This is a genomic window from Methanobrevibacter sp., assembly GCF_045646205.1.
Classification (GTDB): Archaea; Methanobacteriota; Methanobacteria; order Methanobacteriales; family Methanobacteriaceae; genus Methanocatella.
Map to the genome: position 1 here is coordinate 57,039 of NZ_JAZRKF010000001.1, position 17,640 is coordinate 74,678.

19 protein-coding genes and 1 pseudogene are annotated in these 17,640 nt (G+C 35.3%); 8 read left to right on the top strand and 12 right to left on the bottom strand.

All coding sequences use genetic code 11. The features are described 5' to 3' along the window. Positions 1-16: 16 nt before the first annotated feature. The 3 genes and pseudogenes from ACKI44_RS00330 to mtrA all read left to right on the top strand — a co-directional run. Entirely contained in the window at positions 17-751 is a 735-nt protein-coding gene (locus ACKI44_RS00330; protein ID WP_407420728.1) for a thermonuclease family protein, read from the top strand. A 27-nt stretch (positions 752-778) separates the two neighbouring features. Next, the gene (locus tag ACKI44_RS00335) at positions 779-2,191 is read left to right on the top strand and encodes an MATE family efflux transporter (protein ID WP_407420729.1); all 1,413 of its coding nucleotides are present in this window, start codon (positions 779-781) and stop codon (positions 2,189-2,191) included. 34 nt (positions 2,192-2,225) lie between these two features. Next, positions 2,226-2,741: pseudogene (gene mtrA / locus ACKI44_RS00340) on the top strand (tetrahydromethanopterin S-methyltransferase subunit A); the annotation flags it as partial. Positions 2,742-2,829: 88 nt separating this feature from the next. On the opposite strand, the gene ACKI44_RS00345 reads toward mtrA, so the two are convergent. After that, the gene (locus ACKI44_RS00345) at positions 2,830-3,297 is read right to left on the bottom strand and encodes a HEAT repeat domain-containing protein (protein WP_407420730.1); all 468 of its coding nucleotides are present in this window, start codon (positions 3,295-3,297) and stop codon (positions 2,830-2,832) included. Between the two features lie 94 nt (positions 3,298-3,391). Between ACKI44_RS00345 and aksF the strand changes: the two genes are divergently transcribed. Beyond that, positions 3,392-4,384: a homoisocitrate dehydrogenase gene (aksF, locus tag ACKI44_RS00350; RefSeq protein ID WP_407420731.1), complete on the top strand. Its 993-nt coding sequence runs from the start codon at positions 3,392-3,394 to the stop codon at positions 4,382-4,384. Continuing rightward, positions 4,384-5,856 carry a class I adenylate-forming enzyme family protein gene (locus tag ACKI44_RS00355; protein WP_407420732.1) on the top strand — a complete coding sequence of 491 codons (1,473 nt, stop codon included), beginning with the start codon at positions 4,384-4,386 and terminating at the stop codon, positions 5,854-5,856. The genes aksF and ACKI44_RS00355 overlap by 1 nt, the downstream gene beginning before the upstream one ends. Positions 5,857-6,126: 270 nt before the next feature. Here ACKI44_RS00355 and argB read toward each other — a convergent pair whose 3' ends face one another. The 4 genes from argB to ACKI44_RS00375 all read right to left on the bottom strand — a co-directional run bounded on the left by argB (position 6,127) and on the right by ACKI44_RS00375 (position 8,870). Next, entirely contained in the window at positions 6,127-6,996 is an 870-nt protein-coding gene (gene argB, locus ACKI44_RS00360; RefSeq protein WP_407420733.1) for an acetylglutamate kinase, read from the bottom strand. 104 nt (positions 6,997-7,100) lie between these two features. Beyond that, complete coding sequence (locus ACKI44_RS00365) at positions 7,101-7,349, bottom strand: hypothetical protein (RefSeq protein WP_303736980.1); 249 nt, start codon at positions 7,347-7,349, stop codon at positions 7,101-7,103. A gap of 55 nt (positions 7,350-7,404) precedes the next feature. After that, positions 7,405-7,992: a DUF998 domain-containing protein gene (locus ACKI44_RS00370; RefSeq protein ID WP_407420734.1), complete on the bottom strand. Its 588-nt coding sequence runs from the start codon at positions 7,990-7,992 to the stop codon at positions 7,405-7,407. A 2-nt stretch (positions 7,993-7,994) separates the two neighbouring features. Beyond that, the gene (locus ACKI44_RS00375) at positions 7,995-8,870 is read right to left on the bottom strand and encodes an SAP domain-containing protein (RefSeq protein WP_407420735.1); all 876 of its coding nucleotides are present in this window, start codon (positions 8,868-8,870) and stop codon (positions 7,995-7,997) included. Between the two features lie 256 nt (positions 8,871-9,126). Here ACKI44_RS00375 and ACKI44_RS00380 point away from each other — a divergent pair, with 256 nt between their 5' ends. From ACKI44_RS00380 to ACKI44_RS00390, 3 genes are all read left to right on the top strand, one after another. Continuing rightward, positions 9,127-9,669 carry a hypothetical protein gene (locus tag ACKI44_RS00380; RefSeq protein WP_407420736.1) on the top strand — a complete coding sequence of 181 codons (543 nt, stop codon included), beginning with the start codon at positions 9,127-9,129 and terminating at the stop codon, positions 9,667-9,669. Continuing rightward, positions 9,666-10,052, top strand: coding sequence for a hypothetical protein (locus tag ACKI44_RS00385; protein ID WP_407420737.1), 387 nt, complete (start codon positions 9,666-9,668; stop codon positions 10,050-10,052). Before ACKI44_RS00380 ends, ACKI44_RS00385 begins: the two co-directional genes overlap by 4 nt. A 467-nt stretch (positions 10,053-10,519) precedes the next feature. Beyond that, positions 10,520-11,047 (top strand): hypothetical protein, encoded by a 528-nt coding sequence (locus tag ACKI44_RS00390; protein WP_407420738.1) that lies wholly within the window; start codon positions 10,520-10,522, stop codon positions 11,045-11,047. A gap of 1 nt (position 11,048) precedes the next feature. Here the strand turns inward: ACKI44_RS00390 and ACKI44_RS00395 are convergent, their stop codons facing one another. The 7 genes from ACKI44_RS00395 to ACKI44_RS00425 all read right to left on the bottom strand — a co-directional run bounded on the left by ACKI44_RS00395 (position 11,049) and on the right by ACKI44_RS00425 (position 17,606). Further along, a complete protein-coding gene (locus ACKI44_RS00395) occupies positions 11,049-12,065 on the bottom strand; it encodes an alcohol dehydrogenase catalytic domain-containing protein (RefSeq protein WP_407420739.1) in 1,017 nt (338 codons plus the stop codon). Further along, positions 12,058-12,771: a 2-C-methyl-D-erythritol 4-phosphate cytidylyltransferase gene (locus tag ACKI44_RS00400; protein WP_407420740.1), complete on the bottom strand. Its 714-nt coding sequence runs from the start codon at positions 12,769-12,771 to the stop codon at positions 12,058-12,060. Before ACKI44_RS00400 ends, ACKI44_RS00395 begins: the two co-directional genes overlap by 8 nt. Before the next feature lie 6 nt (positions 12,772-12,777). Continuing rightward, positions 12,778-13,380, bottom strand: a complete 603-nt coding sequence (locus ACKI44_RS00405) for a class I SAM-dependent methyltransferase (protein ID WP_407420741.1) — start codon at positions 13,378-13,380, stop codon at positions 12,778-12,780. Positions 13,381-13,852: 472 nt separating this feature from the next. Next, a complete protein-coding gene (gene argJ / locus ACKI44_RS00410; RefSeq protein WP_407420742.1) occupies positions 13,853-15,076 on the bottom strand; it encodes a bifunctional ornithine acetyltransferase/N-acetylglutamate synthase in 1,224 nt (407 codons plus the stop codon). A gap of 15 nt (positions 15,077-15,091) precedes the next feature. Then, positions 15,092-15,358 carry a hypothetical protein gene (locus ACKI44_RS00415; protein WP_407420743.1) on the bottom strand — a complete coding sequence of 89 codons (267 nt, stop codon included), beginning with the start codon at positions 15,356-15,358 and terminating at the stop codon, positions 15,092-15,094. Between the two features lie 27 nt (positions 15,359-15,385). Further along, positions 15,386-16,588 (bottom strand): hypothetical protein, encoded by a 1,203-nt coding sequence (locus ACKI44_RS00420; protein WP_407420744.1) that lies wholly within the window; start codon positions 16,586-16,588, stop codon positions 15,386-15,388. Beyond that, positions 16,581-17,606 (bottom strand): NYN domain-containing protein, encoded by a 1,026-nt coding sequence (locus ACKI44_RS00425; protein ID WP_407420745.1) that lies wholly within the window; start codon positions 17,604-17,606, stop codon positions 16,581-16,583. The genes ACKI44_RS00420 and ACKI44_RS00425 overlap by 8 nt, the downstream gene beginning before the upstream one ends. Positions 17,607-17,640 lie beyond the last annotated feature (34 nt).

Consider the following 17,640-nt stretch of genomic DNA (forward strand, 5'->3'; position numbering starts at 1 on the left):
ATACTAACAATTAACCATGATGAAAATAAATAAAAACTTTTTATTTATAATAATGGTTCTGTTGATGCTTGCAGGCGTAATGACCGCAGCTGCAGCATATACCGGAACAGGATTTTCACACGACAAAAGCGTATCAGACTACAGTTCATTATCCTTAAACGATATTTTAAGCAAATACAGCGATACTGACTGTAAAGCTGAAGCCACAGGATTATGTTCAAAAGTATCCGACGGAGATACCATTACCGTAGAAGGAGTTGGAAAGGTTCGTTTGGTAGGAGTTAACACACCAGAAAAAGGCGTTGCAGGTGCTGATGCATCAGCATATTTTGTTAAAAAACTCTGTCTGAACAGGGAAGTAAGTCTTGACATTGATGACTCCAAACACACAGACAAATACGGAAGAACCCTTGCAGTAGTTATTGTAGACGGTAAAAACTTAAATGAAATGCTTTTAAAGGAAGGTCTTGCAGAAATCATGTATATGCCTCCAAGTGAATTTTATCCATACAACTGGGCAGGAGACAACACCCACGTAGCGGGAGATTCATCAACGAGCACAGACAGCTCATCAGGAGACACTTCATCAGGTGCTGCAGGCACATATATCGGAAACGCCAATTCCCACAAGTTCCATGTTCCTAGCTGCAAATCCGTCGGTAAAATGTCTGAAAAGAATAAGGTAACATTCTCATCAAGAGATGAAGCAATTAATCAGGGTTATACTCCTTGCAAAAACTGCAAACCTTAAATATTATTTTTTCTAGATATTTAGACAATGGAAATAAATGACAATATAGAATCGATTACGGGAAATCCTAAAAAAGCAATTAACAAATTAGCCATACCAACTATTTTTTCACTGCTTTTAATGTTTTTAAATAATTTAATCGACAGTTTTTGGGTTTCAGGAATTAATGCAGATGCTTTAGCAGCTCTAGGATTTATTACACCGCTGTATTTGGTCGTGATTGGTATTGGAAGCGGTATCGGAGCTGGAGGAAATTCCCTGATTTCCAGATATGTCGGAGCCTCACGATTTGAAGATGCACATAATGCAGTTATCCATACAATTATCTTAACGTTTATTGTTTCACTACTCATTTTAATAATAGGGATTTTCTTTTTAGATGATTTGATTATATTGTTCGGTGCAGGAGAAGTTATCACATATTGCCTTGATTACGGACAAATCATATTCCTGTTGAATATTGTATTTTTGCTCCCCAATGTTACTGCGAGCATCTTTAGAGCGGAAGGCGATGCTGGAAAAGCCACCCACCCATTAATGTTAACTGCAGCACTGAACATGATACTTGATCCGATTTTCATATACATTCTGAATTTAGGAATCTTTGGAGCGGCAACTGCAACTGTTATCTCATCATTAATAGGATATCTGTGGATGCTTTACTGGATATACATCAAAAAAGACACATATTTCAAATTTAAAGTTAAATACTACAAAAGAAAACTTGAAATATATAAGGAAATTCTTGTAGTTTCACTTCCGGCAAGCTTTGAGGAGATTATCTTTGCATTGGTGGCGATAATTCTAAACTACCTGATTATAACAACCTCAGGCGTTAATGAAGTGGCATCATTTACAATAGCATGGAGATTCATATCAATCGCATTTCTGCCATGCATGGCAATCGGAATAGCTACAATAACCGTTTCCGGAATAGCCTACGGTGCTAAAAACGCTGCAAACTTCGATACGACAATCAAATACTCCACAATGTTAAGCCTGATCATCACATTACTGATTTTGGCAAGCTTTTTTATTTTTGCATATCCTCTATGTGAAGCCTTTAATTACCAGGCGGGAAATATGGAATTGGTTACAAGGTCTGCCGAGATACTTCAGCTATTGGTTTTTTATAACATGCTTATTCCATTTGGAGCAACTGCAGCATACACATATCAGGGTGTCGGTTCGGGATTCAAGTCACTGGGACTGACAGTTTTAAGAGAATTGATATTAAGTATGTTTTTTGCATATTTACTTGGAATAACATTCAATATGGGCGTTTTTGGAGTTTATCTGGGAGCAATAATCGGAATGAATATCGGTTCACTCATAGGATTCATATTCATTTTAATGTTTAACAGAAAATTTGAAAAAGAAGTTGGAAATAACAACTTACCCCAGAAAAGTGACAAAAGATTTAAATTTATAAAAGAATAATTAATAAATATCAAGATATATGGAGGAGTAATCAATGGCTGATAAAAAAGCTCCTGCAGATGGCTGGCCAGTAATTAGTGGGGATTACATTGTGGGCGACCCAGAAAGCCCTGTTGCAGTAACCACACTCGCTTCCCACATTGAAGCAGAATTGTCCGGAGCAGCAATTGCAGGCCCATGTAAAACAGAAAATTTAGGAATAGAAAAAGTTGTCGCTAATATTATTTCAAATCCAAACATCAGATTTTTAATATTGGCTGGTGCTGAAGTGCAAGGCCACATTACAGGACAAAGTTTCCTGGCTTTACACGAAAACGGTGCAGACCCCGACAAAAAGAAAATCATCGGTGCAACCGGAGCTATTCCATTTGTAGAAAACGTTCCCCTCGAAGGTGTTGAAAGATTCCAGCAGCAATTGGAAATCGTTAACTTAATCGATACTGAAGATATCGGCGCAATACAAGCAAAAATTAACGAATGTGTGGAAAAAGACAGCGGCGCTTATGAAGCAGAACCAATTGTAATGGAAGTCGATGAAGAAAACCAAAAACTGGTAATCGTCGATAAAAAAGAAGAAAAAGAAAATGAAAATTAAATGGGATTAAATCCCATCCTTTTTTTAATTTATAACTAAAGAATTAAGCTTTTCTTTGAATAGTAGCTATTGCACTTTGTGCACCTGATTTTACATAACCGCTTTCATCATCAAGCAATTTTTCAAGTGCAGGAATAGCTTTTTCGTCATTCAAGTTACCTAAAGCCCATGCGGCTGCACCCCTAACTCTCCAGTCAGGATCATCCAATACTTCAATTAAAGGATCAACTGCAGCAGGACCCATACGGCTTAAAGAAGTAGAAGCTTCCCTTCTGACTAACTTATTATTATCACGTAATGTTAAGATTAATGGTTGGATAGCTTTTTCGTCACCAATAGCTCCCAAAAGATTTGCAGCATGTAAACGAATGTTTTTCTTTCTGTTTGATAAAGCAGAAATTAAAGGATCAACAGCCTCTTCACCTTTTAATTCCAATGCTCCTATTGCATCTTCAACAACAAAATCATCTTTGTCATTCAACTTTTCAATTAATTCATCTATTTCAGACATTTTCATCCCTCAAATATAACAATTATTAAATAAATATATCTTTATACTTATATGTATAAAAGTATTTTGATAACATGCGAACAAAAGTGAAACAATGTATGATATTGCAATAATAAGTGGAGACGGCATTGGAAAGGAAGTAATGGAGTCAGCCGAATTTTTACTGGACAAACTGGACATAAACTTTAATTTTGAATATGGTGAAGCAGGTTTTGAATGTTTTAATAAAAACGGAACGACATTACCTGAAGAAACCGTTAAAACAGCAAAGTCCAGCGATGCAACGTTATTCGGCGCATCAACTTCAACTCCAGGCCAGCCAAGCCCAATAATTAATCTAAGAAAAGAGCTCGATGTATATGCAAATTTAAGACCGATAAAATCCTATAAAGGCGTCAAATCAATTAAAGACAATATTGACTTTATAATTGTACGTGAAAATACGGAAGGATTATACAGCCAGATCGAATATGGTGATGACAACGAGGTAATTGCCGAAAGGGTTATTACAAGACAAGCCAGTGAAAAGATATCTGAAATCGCCTTTAAACTAGCCAAAAGAAGAGAAAAACAGAACAAGGTTACCTGCGTTCACAAAAGCAATGTATTAAAAAAGACTGATGGAGTATTTAAGGAGTCATTTTATAAAATAGCTGAAAAATACCCTCAAATCACAACGGAAGACTTTTATGTTGATGCAACGGCAATGTATCTTATCACCAATCCATTAAACTTTGATGTGATTGTTTCAAGCAATTTGTTTGGAGATATCCTGTCCGATGAAAGTGCGGGACTGGTGGGAGGATTGGGTCTTGCACCTTCAGGAAATATCGGAGATGAACACGGATTGTTTGAACCTGTTCACGGCTCTGCACCGGACATTGCAGGAAAAGGCATTGCAAACCCATGTTCCATGATATTGTCAACTGCCATGATGCTTGATTATATCGGCGAAAAGGAAACTGCCTTAAAAATTAATAAAGCCGTTGAAGACGTTGTTGGCCGAGGAAAAGTTTTAACTCCGGATTTAGGCGGAAATGCAAAAACAATGGAAATGACTGAAGAAATTGTCAAAGAGTTGATTTAATGTTAAATATTACTACATTTTTAGATGCAAATTCAAAAAGGCTGGATAAAAAAGTATTATACAATCCCAGAAGCGGTGAAAAATACTCATCAGGAGAAATATTGTCAATAGTATCTGAAATTGGCCGTCAGTTGAAATCATCAGGTATCGATAATGGAGACAGAGTCATAATTTATCTCAATAACTCCTGCGAATACCTCTTTTCACTTTTTGCAATATGGAGAATCGGAGCAATAGCAATACCGACAAACAGAGTATTTACAGCTTCAGAACTGGAATACATTGTCAGCGACTCACAGGCCAAATTAATGATTACGGATGATGAAGCAAAGGATTTGATTGACATTAATACATATGTTCCGCATGATTTGAATGAATATAAGGATTGTGAAGTCCTTGATGCGGCAAATACCGACTGGGACGATTTATGTCAGCTTCAATACACCTCAGGTACAACAGGTAAACCTAAAGGTGCAATGTTAACTCACGGTAATTATTTTACAGCAATTCACAATGAATGTGACGTATTGACATTAAAGCAGGACGATATTTTTTTAGGAATTTATCCTATGGCGCATGTAGGCCTTTCATGGGCAATAGCTGCCTTGAGAGCTGCCGCATATTATATTATGATTGAACAGTTTGATTTGGACGAATACCTGAAATTATGCAGGAAAGAAAAGGTCACCGTTTTAACAGGAATGCCTCCAGTTATTCATTCCCTCACAACAATGGATAAAACAGAAGAACTGGAAAGTGTTCGTGAAATAATCAGCGGCGGAGGACCTCTCCATAAAAAGATCTGGAAGGAATTCCACGAAACCTATGGAATACCAATCATTAATGCATATGGACTTTCTGAAAGTATCGTTATTGGAACCGGAACGGTAATCAGACCTGAAGACTATCGTGAAGCGGACAGATTTGAAAGTGTCGGTCATCCGGTCTGTTTTTCTGAAGTTAAAATCGTTGATGAGATTGATTCAACAAAGACCCTTGAAAAATACGAACAGGGAGAAATTGCTTTAAGAGGTCCTGCAATTGCAAAAGGATACTGGAGAAGAGAAAAACAAACCATAGAAACATTTTTAGATGACGGATGGTTTTTAACCGGAGACATCGGATATCTGGATGAGGATAACCGTTTATTCATTACTGACCGTAAAAAGGACATGATTGTAATGAGCGGATGGAAAATCTATCCGACTGAAGTTGAGGAAGTATTGATTAAATACCCGAAACTTAAAGAAATAGCTGTTTTCAGTATTGATGACCCTCACCGAGGAGAGCTTCCTGTAGCTGCCGTCGTTTGGAAAGATGAAGCAGACCATGACGGTTTAATCAGCTTTGCACGTGAAAACTTATCACGTTACAAGGTTCCAAGAAAAATTTATGATTTGGACGAGCTTCCAAGAGTTAACGGCTGGAAACTCCTTAGAAGAGAATTGAGAGAAATGTTTAAAATTAATTAAAGTTAGAAATTAATCTAACTTTAACTATTGTATTGCATTGTACTTAGCATATATCATTTAAATTTAAACGTTTAAATCGTATAGCCATGACCTGAAGGCTGAATTTGTTCAAAAAACTGATTTTAGAGTTTTAACACAATGCAACATTTGTTTTAAAATGAACAATAAAACCTTCAATTTAATGTTTTATGATATAATATATAAGTTAGATAGAAATTAATCGGGTAAAAAAAGGATTGGGAGGTAAAATTGTCCCAACATGTGTAAAATTTACTTATAAATCATTGTTCCAATACCGTCGGTAGTGAAAATTTCAAGTAAAAGAGAGTGTTTTTTACGTCCGTCAATAATATGACATGATTTGACACCATTTTCAATGGCTTTAACGCAGGTTTCGATTTTTGGAATCATTCCACCGGTGAGAATACCCTCTTCTATTAATTTAGGAACTTCGTCAACTTTAATTTTTTTAATTAAAGAATCAGGATTGTTAGGATCTCTTAAGACACCAGGAACATCAGTTAAAATAATTAATTTTTCAGCACCAACAGCACTTGCAACTTCACCTGCTGCAGTATCGGCATTAAGATTCAAACTGGTACCGTCTTCTGCAATACCGATTGGAGAAATTACTGGAATATAATCGTTTTCAACAAACATATCAAGCAAATCAGTGTTAATGCAGTCAACTTCACCGACTAAACCCAAATCAACTTCCCCTTCAATACCTTCAATTTTGCTGGCTCCTTTTTTATGGGCGAAAATTAAACTGGAATCCTTACCGGATAAGCTTATTGCGTCACCGTCATGTTTGATTAATTCAGAAACTATTTCGGTACTTATTTTACCTACAAGAACCATCTCAATAATTTCCATTGTTTCTTCATCAGTAACTCTTAAACCTTGGATGAATTCAGGTTCCTTTCCTAATTTATCCATTGAACGGGAGATTTCAGGACCTCCTCCATGAACAATAATCGGTTTCATTCCGACATATTTGAGTAAAACAGTATCACGAGCTGTGGAAGACATTGCCTCATCATCAATCATAGCATGTCCGCCATACTTAATTAAAATTTTTTCATTATGAAACTTTTTAATATATGGTAAAGCTTCAATCAAAACATCAATATCTTTCATTTTATCACTACTATAAATATTGAATTTAATTATTTATAAGCGTTTAGATGAAAAAAATCAACTTAAAATTAATTTTTAAAAAAATAAGTTAGGAGCGTTAACTCCTATAATCCGCATTTGAATTTGAATCTGTACTCTTGGTTAACAATTTCCATTCCTTCAAATGAACCTTTTAATATGTCTGCGACTTTCTGTAAGTCTTCAGCCGTTATCTGACTACCGTTAGCAACTGGAGAGAAAAAAGTAATCTCATCATCAGTAATGAGGTAGTTCAAAAGTTTTGTACCTTCTTTTTGATACTTTTCTACGATTGCTAAAATTTCTTCTTCGATAGCTTTGTCAAGGTTTGCCATATTAATCACCTTAATAGTTAGTTAACTGATGTAGTATTTAAGCTTTTATACAACATTATAGTTTAACTAAAAAGACGCCGGTGATAAGAGACCATAAAATCAGCGTATAGACAGATAATCTTTCAAGAATCGGCATGTAAATGCTTTCCACATTAAAAAACATTATCCAAAAGGCAACCAGACCAATGATTCCTAAAGCAAGCGTGATTTTTTGATAAGTTTCAAAATCATCCATTGATCTGGCAATTAAAACAATGAGAATATTTCCTCCCAAAATCGCCATTACAGCCCCTAGTGTATGATAACCTGACGTTAAAGGGTTTCCCCCATGGATTAATCCGACAATAATTACACCTAAAGAGGTTATTAGTGTAAATATGTAAAAAACAGTTCGATTTTTAACTATGAAATCCCGGAACTTATAGAAATTGCCGAACATTAACGTCAGGCCTATTAAAATGAATGCTGAGTTCATCAGCCAAAATAACGGTGAATCGGAATTCGGAATTCCCAGTGCGGAAATGGTATTGAATAGATAGGTATTAACTAAAGAAGCGTTGAAAAAAGTTGCAGAAATAGCTTCAGCAATCAGATAATACAGACTGCCGATTATGAATACGATTCCGGCAACTTTAGCTTTCATAATTAAATCCCGAACTTCTTATTGAAGTATTTTTCCTTTAAATCGAAGTTTAACTCATCAAGGTCTGCACCGGAAATTGCCTTTTGCAAAATCTTGTAAGAGGTCTTTTTAGGTACAGTGATGTTTGTAACATGGGATTTTGCCCAGATTTTATCAAATCTTTTCTTTAAGCTTCCAAAGTCAAATTTAGCCAGGACATTTCTTAAGTTTATGATATTTGCCTCATTGATAATGTCATAAGTGGCATAGGTTTGTGAATCCATAACAATCGGATTTAAACCTAAAATGTATCTTTGAAGGTCATAATCAAGGAATGATTCATAATCCCTGTCATAGGCATAAACATGTGCCTTTGCGGATAATGCGTCAATGAATACCAGAAATTGGTTAGCCATCAATGCCCTTGAAATGATTTCATCACAGAAATTCAAGGCTGTTTTTATATCGTCTTCGGCTGATGTTTTTACATAAGTTTCATAATCGTCAAATCTGAATGCAACAAGTGCAAACATGTATAAGTCTATCCAGGAGTTTTCTTCAAGGAATTCCTTTGCCTTATCCGTTAATTCATAATCTCCTGAGTTTTCACTTAAAACAGGCAATAATCTTTCAACAAGTTCCTGTTTTTTACCTGAAACTTTCAAGCCGTTTTCCTTTAACAGTTCTTTTAATTGGGCTACAGTATATTTTTTGGAAATGCTTTCTGCAGTTACACTTCCCCCCTCACCTGCAAGATAGCCGTTTTCAACCAAATAATTTATACAGTCTTCAGCAGATGGAAAAGTTCCAAAATTGCCTTGCTTTAAAATATCATCAAGCTCATAACCACTATTTAAAAAATTCAAAACATTAAAAACTTCTAATTTTTGTTCACTCACTTAAACACCCTTTTACTTTTAAGTAGTATTACTATATATGTTTTTAGTTAATTTAATACTTTACTTAGAAATTATTTTTGACATTGCCTGAAAATTTTTCTCAGGACAATTTTACCTCCAAATTATAATATTGCTTTGAGCTTGTTTTTTTGTATAAAGATAGAATATTGTAGCGATTTAGACTATACTAATTTATAAACCTTAAAATACAATATTACTAATTACAAAAATATTAAAAAGAAAAAGGTGATATTTAATGAACGAAAAAAATGACGAAAAAATAAGCCATACACTGATAGAAAATATCTTTGGCGACTATAGAAAAATTGTTGGAAAGGCATCGGATGAAGTCCAGGATATAGCAAGAGCCCATGATATTCAGGCCGATATCTACAGGACCGAGGATGATGAACTGATTTCATTTATATTAACCAAAGGAGACATTGGAAATCGTGAAATGGAAAAATACAAGAAATATGGTGAGGAATTATATGAATTGAATGGAAAACTGATTTGCATTTATGTTTTAGGCTCCACACACTCCAAATTTAAAGTGACAAAAGATATTGAATCCGAAGCACCGATCATGATAAACATCTCAATAATGGAGTACTCAAGTGCATATGACACATTAAGACATATCAGAGGACTTGTCGAAAGCCGTCAAAAGCTTGACGGTGATGATTTGCATGCATTGAAAATGATTCCATCAATGGGACCGCCGGAAGATAAGAGAAACCTGAGATTTGAATGTCTTGAACTATGGAAAACAATAACTAGAAAAGGGTTGATAAAATGAATGAAGAGGAAATAAAATTAATTAGAAAAGCATTTAGGGATGAGCGTAAAATCATCGAAAGAACTCCCGATGAAATAAGAAGTGTGGACAAAAAGTTCTATCAGGGCGGATCTGTCTATACAACAGAAGACGGAGAGTTAATCGATTTGGAAATACAGGAAAGAGATTATGACATCGAAGACCATGTAAACTACATCGAGTTTGCAGAAGCCTTGTATGAAAAAACCAAAAAACGCGTCAATGTTTATGTTTACTGTGCCCCGTCCGTAAAGATAAATATTCAGCTTTATGAAATTCCTTCCGATGCTGACTTTAAAATAAGACTGGCTCAGATAAAAAGAGGATCAAAGATAGAGAGACTTAAATCAAAATTAAAAAAATAAATCATGCCGGAAATGGGAAGGGTTTGGATTGGTGCGTGTTTGCCCACAAGAACAAAGGAGTTGAAACAAATGAGAAATACAAGAAAAATTTCTTCCAACATGATTTTAAGTGTTTTTTCGAGAGAGTCATTTTGTATAGGTGAACAGAATGTTAAGCAATTTACGTGTTTGTCGTAATAGGTGTTAATATGAATGCAAAAAGATTTTTTCACTTTTTCAATCCTCACCCCCCATTTTCACAGATGTGTTTTAACCACACAGTAAACACATCGTGTAATAGTATATTGTGTATAAGTGGTATATAAACCTTTTGCGCAAAAAAAATTTACATATGATAAAAAAATTCTATTATGACCATAATATTCAAATAAGTGGTTAAAATTGCTCTAAAAAGAAACTTACTAATTTATAAGTCATTAAATACAATAATAAATATTACAATCCAGTTAAAAAGAGGTTTGATAAAAATGGATAAAGAAAATATTGACTACGAAATTCGAATAATTAAAGATGCATTTGATGAAAAAAGAAATATAATAGGTTATGCACCTGAAGAAAAGATAAAAGTAAATAAAGACTGTCATCAAGGAGGAGACATATTTATAACAGATGAAGGAGAACTGATTGATTTGGAATATCAGATGCAGGATTTTGATGAAGAAGAGCTTGCAAAATACGTGGAACTTGCAGAAGAGCTTTATGAAATAAATAAAGTGTCAATCTCAATTTATGTACTGTGTCCGAGAACTCTAAAAGTAATCGCTCCTGAATGCACAATAAAATCAGAAGCCGAATTCACAATAAAACTGGCATGCTGGGGCGAAAATCCAGTATACGAAGTGTTTTTTCAGATAAAAGAAAAGATTGATAAAAATATTCGTCTTAATGATGAGGACATACTTAATCTTGAAATGATTCCTTTGAGGGTTCCAAAAGAAGAAAGAAGAACTTTTAGAGTGGAATGCTTTAAACTCCTAAATAAAGCAATAAGATAATCTAAATTTCCCATTTTAAAATTGTTTTTCCAAAGTCTGAAATGTAATCCCTATCAAAAGATGTCTTCAAATCATCGATTGATTCGATTTCACAGACATTTGTAATCAGTTTAGACAAATAGCTGAAAAGTTGAGGATTTTTTTGAAGGATACTTACAACGCCTTCAAAATCTTCTCTTTCAGAACGGCTGTTTCCCTGCAATGTCAATCCCTTTTCAAGAACCATGCGCGTATTGACAGGTATAGGGTATTCGCTTACACCAAAAAGGTTAATTGTTCCCTGAGGATTTATCAAATCAATGATCTGTTCAATAGCTGACTGTGAAGCAGCAGAACCGACGCATTCAAATGCATGGTCTATCTTTAAATCCTTTGGAACGTCATGGATTAAATAAATAGCATCGGCAAATGAAAAAAGGTTCAGGTTTTCAACATGCTTTCCGAAAACTATTAACTTTGAATCGGGACACATCTGCTTTAAAAAAAGTGCTGTAATGTAGCCAAGGTTTCCGTCACCCCAAACTCCCAAAACATCTGAAAAAGGAGTTTTGAACTCTTTGAACTTCATTATTCCCTGATAGGCAACAGTCATTAATTCTATGAATGCTGAAACTTCCAAATCAAAATCATCAGGCAGTTTGACCAGCCTGTCATGAATCAGACTGACCAGATCACATGTAAAACCGTCGAATCCGCTTCCTCTGAATTTGGACAGTTTTGAGTAATTGGCACGGTATCCGTCATCACCAAAAGGAGTGTTAGGTATCATTACAACATTATCACCGGGAGCGAAGACATTTTCATTGTCAGAGACGACTTCACCGACCGCCTCATGAATTAAAGCCATAGGCAATTTTTCCGACAGTATATCTGAAGGTCTGGAACCCTGATAATACCTCTGGTCTGCCTGACAAATTGACAAATAGGTCGGCCTTACAATAACGCCATCCAGTTCAACCTCCTCAATAGCTTCCTCAAAGAATTTCGGAGATTTCAATCTATAAATAATGTTAATCATGATTTGTTTCCTTTAAAATTGTATTAGCTAATTTCAGGTCATAAGGATATGTAATTTTAATATTTGTTATTTCACCCTTTACAAGATGCACATCTTCACCCTTAAGAACAAATATTTTACATGCGTCTGTTAATATATTAGTCTCCTCATCACTTAAACTATTTATCAGTTCTGATAACTTATTGATTTTGAAACTTTGCGGAGTCTGACCCTGATAGAAATTGTCCCTTATCGGAATATCGGATATTATTTTTGAATCAACACTTTCAACAATAGTGTCTGTTGCCGGAACAACCGTATCGCATGCTCCGAATTCTTTTGCAGCATTAATATTGTCCTCAATAATGCGATGAGTTACAAACGGACGTACGGAATCGTGTGTGACGATTACTGAATCATCATCAATTTCAAAATTTTCCTTAATGTATTCAATGGAATTTATTAAAGTGTCGTTTCTTGTATCGCCGCCTTTTAAAACAATGATGCTGTTGTTTTCACCAAAATACTCATTTATCAAATTTTTTGTGTGATTGACAAAGCTTTGCGGTGATAAAACAAGAATTTTATCAAATTTAGAATTAATAACAAACTTTTCAATCGTGTGGATGATAACCGGCTTGTCGCCTAAGGTTAAAAACTGTTTAGGCGTGTCGGTGCCACCCATTCTTGATCCTATTCCACCTGCCAATATAGCTGCAAAAATCATTTTATTTTACTCCTTTTCAAAAACGATGAAGAAATGTGATTTGCCTTCGGGAATATCTTCCCCTATTTCTTCATTCAGGTAAGTCTTTTTAAGACCATGTTTTGCAAAAAACTCTTCCAATTCTTCAGGAGAGCTTCTCACTTGTGTTGGAGGTCCTTTAGGAACGTCCCATTTTTTATAGTCCATGATAGCGATTCTGCCATCATCTTTAATTAAACGGGCAAATTCGCTTATTGCCTCATCAACTTTTCTTGAAGCAGTGAATCCGTGGAATACGTTAACCATCAAAATTACGTCCAGGGTCCCGTCATCAATTTCATCAATACCTTGGGTAATATCTGCTTCAATATTAATTAAATTATCTACATTGTTTTCTAATTTATATTTTTCCATATCTTCAATTGATGCATCATAGATATCAACAGCATAAACTTTTCCGGAATCAATATACTCATCCAAAAGTTTTATGGCGATATGACCGTCACCACATCCGGCATCCATAATTATTTCTGAGCCGTTTAAGTTTAATTCGTCTATTATTTCATTTGAATCCAGGAAAAATTCACTGGAAAATCCATGTGCTCTATGTCCATTTGCGGGCATCATCATATTATCACCTAATATTAATTCTTTTGAAAATAGTATATAATATTAAGTGAAAAACTTTTCATTTCGATGAAGTGGGGAATAATTGCCGGAACATCTACATTATGCCATGAAAAAGTTAAAAATTATGAAAAGTGATTGTGAAAAATGAAATGACAATTAATTAAAATGACTGTTGATTGATGTTAAGAGCAAATAATCACATCAGAAATTAATTAAACAATATAAAAAAATATGTTAGGTTATGGTTAAAATGAATTAAAAAAAAGTAGTGTTAAGAGGACTTATTTTTTCCAGGTTTGTTTAACTCCTCTTCCTCTTTTACTACCAGGTTTGGTATAACTTCTTTTTTGTCTGGTTCTCCTGTTAGTACCTTTAACTTTTGCCATATCTTACCCTCCTTTAAATTTTTAATAACAACATCAGAATTATGTTAATATAAAAATATATGTTTTTAAAGTATTTATATCTTTTCTTATGTAGTGTATTCTGCATTGATTTTTACATAATCATAAGTTAAATCACAGCCCCATGCAGTTGCCTCACCATCACCTAAAAACATGTTGATGTTAACGGAAATATTTTTGGACTGCATTATTTTTTCTGCACGTTCCAGATATGGGGTGTTTTCAAAAGCAAGAATTTCACCTTTGCGCACAAGGTCCACTTCGTCATCATCATCAGCTATTGCAATGGTAACGATATCAGGATTAAGTTCACATCCGGAATAACCGATTGCTGAAACAATTCTTCCCCAATTAGGATCGCCTCCAAAAACGGCTGACTTGAATAACGGGGATGTTACAATAGCTTTTGCAGCGAGCTTTGCATCTTCAAATGATTCGGCACCGCAGACATTGGCCTCTATGAATTTGGATGCTCCTTCACCATCACGGGCCATCTTTTTGGCCAGATTAATGCAGAGATGGTTTAATCCTTCCTGGAAATTGGAATCTATTTCGCCATCCTTTTCAACGTTGATGCCTGATGCTCCGTTTGCCATCATCAGACAGGTGTCATTGGTACTTTCATCACCGTCAACGACGATCATGTTAAAGCTCAAATCAGCGGCTTTTCTCAATGCTTTTTTAATGGCTTTTTGAGAAATTTCCGCATCAGTTACAATAAATGAAAGCATTGTAGCCATATTCGGAGCAATCATACCGCTTCCTTTAGTGATTCCTGCAATCTTTACAACCTCACCGGAAGTTAACGTGACTTCAACAGCTTCCTCTTTAGGGAAAGTGTCTGTTGTCATTATTGCCTTTGCAGCGGCCAGTGAATTTTCAGCGTTAGACCCGAGTTTAGAAATGGATTCGTAGGCAACCTTGGATATAATGTCCATAGGCATTTCACGGCCAATAACACCTGTTGAACAGATTGCAATTTCTGAAGCAGGTATTTTCAAATCCTTTGAAACAAGGTTAACCAATTCTTCACAGTCTTCAATTCCTTTCTGGCCGGTAAAGCAGTTTGCATTACCACTGTTTACAACAACAGCTGACACAATACCGTTCTTAACAACGTTTTTAGTATATTTTACTGATGCTGCAACAACTTTGTTTGTTGTAAAAACCGCTGAAGCAGTGCTGTTCGGTGCTAAAATTACAGTTACACCATATTTTCCTTCACGTGCTCCAGATACTTTAACATTATCTAGGATGGAAAATCCCCCATCCACTTCACGAATAAAATCCATATTATCACAAAAAAGTTAATCTATATTTGTCTGCTGATTTGTATAATTTTCATTATAGTCAACATAATCGGTTTCATAATCAAATTCCACAGGTTGCTTATTATTAAGATTTGAAGTCATCTCAACAGTCACATTTTCAACATGAGTAGTATTATTGTTATCGGCAGTTGCATTATCCTGTTCGTTCATGCTAACTGAAATTCCTATAGCTGAACCAACAACAAATGCAATTAATGCCAGTATCATTATTAAAGCTATTTTTCCTTCGTTTCTTCGTGTCACTGTTATTCCCTTTTTATTTTTTTAAGTTTAAGCAATGAAAGCATATATTACTGCAATGATAATTGTTATGAAACTGAATACTCCCAAACCAAGTACGCACAGCAGATATGTGATTATAAATACAAAAGCGAAAACACCAATTAGTTTTTGCTTTTCATTTTCAAATAAATTAATAAGAGTTCTAGTAAATTCTGACGGCACATTATATGCATATAAACCGTTTGCAAGTTCAAAAACCACTAATGACAGCGGAGATGTTGATTGTATACTATCCACAAGCTGAGCTCTCTCACCGGCTTCCCTTCGGCTTCTTCCAACACCTGCTCTGATTTTTGCATCATTGTCAAGTGCAAACCATGCCGCATCAAGACCTGCACGTATAGCCAAGTCTTTGGATGGGAAACTTGCAATGAAATCGTCTCCACCTTCACGGTATCCTTCAAGCTGCCCTCCACACTCGGTTTCAATGAAGTATTTGATATTTGTCATCAAATCAACGAGCTGGTTTTTACCGTGCTTGCTGGTATATCCGGTTGAGTCAATCAAGTCAACAAAGAGATAATTCTTAACCTCAGTTGGTCTTGACTGGGCCAGTTTGAATGGTCCGTCAAATACAATGGCATATTCACCACCAAGTTTTGTAAATGCAACGCCAGGGAAGTTTCCAAGGCTTTGCCTGTAGTTAATTGATCTTTCAATGGATGCTGCACCAGTCATTCCCACAGCAGACATCACTTCAATGCCTCTTTCAAGACCGATACCAATCAGTTCAATAGCTACCCGGATTGCATCGTTTTTACTGAGCATCTTTGCAACCAGTTCAGTGGAGCTTTTTTCGACAATTTCTCCTTTTTCATTTTCAATAATCTTAACAAATATATTAATTAAATTAGACGGATTCGGAAGTTCAACGTAAAAATAACGGTCACTACCCATTACGATATTACTTACAAGAGCATATTCTTCGATTTTATTTTCCGCAGGTTTGATTTCATAGAAATTATATTCTCCGGGAATGTTTTCAGCGCCGATATCCCTTATAAGATTGGATTCAATACTGTTGGAACTTATTTCTGCCTTTTGCAGTTCAAACAGAATAGTCTGAGTATAGTTAAACAGTTCCACATATTCATTCTGCATTGAATCTGTGGGGAAAAATTTAGTCCCTACGCTGATAGGTGTGAGACCTGTGGTTAGCTTAATTATAGCCTTGGATAAGCTATTAACCATCTAATTTTCCTCCTTTCTCTAATTCGATTTCGAATTCACCAGGACGTTCTAACAGCATGTCCGGTTTTACGGAAACGAAAGGAAACTTCCATGATCCAAGTCTGCCTGCAATGGTACTGGCAATATTTCTTGAATTTTTCTTGATGAAAACCTCATCATGAGCGCTTACACGAACAAGCACGTTGTACGGTGCGGTTTCGGTTACCTCATCTGCAAGCATAATGTTCAATTCAAAAGTACCTGGTTTAGTGAACAAATCATTACGCACAGCAATCAACGGTTTTTTCTCAAGACCTAACCTGTCTGCCACAGTTACTGAAATATTACCTGCATTTTTAACTGCCAATTTATAGTCTTTCGGGTGGACAAGTACGAAAATAACATATGGAGCTGCTATTTCAACGTCATCAACCATATCGACAATCTTGTTGAACATAGGTATTTTTGAGAAGATATTTTCAACTTTGGAATTGATATTGTTCTCATCATCTATACGGATAATTGCCTGTTTGGCAATGTTTAATGGAGAGATTTCCAATCCTTCCTTGCCTGTGTATACTTCCCATTTCTTGAAGTTCAGCTGTTTAATGATTTCATCGGAAATCTTCTGCAGGATGTTCTTATCATGTTTTGGTTTTTTTGGTCTTCCAAAGGTCAGTCTATTGTCTTTTATAACAAATGGAATCCTGAATGAATTAATGTTTTTAAATTCAGCAGCATAATCTCTGAATTTGTCATTTGATAAAATTTTTGCTTTTTCACTGTAAGCAATTTCTAAAATAAAATGATCAGCATCATTGCCTGCCGGAACTTCCTCTACGTTATCGCTTTCCAGCAGTTTTAAAAAGGCATCCTTATCATCTATTTCATGACGTAGTGATGCATCAGCTATAATAACGAATTCATCTTCACTTTCCTCTAATGCCTTAACAGCAGCTAAAATATTAATCATTTGAGGCTGTGAGTTTTCATTTTTTACATGATGTGCAACATTAGAAGCATCTACAACGACTTTCATAATATCACCAATCTAATTAAATCATTTATTATAT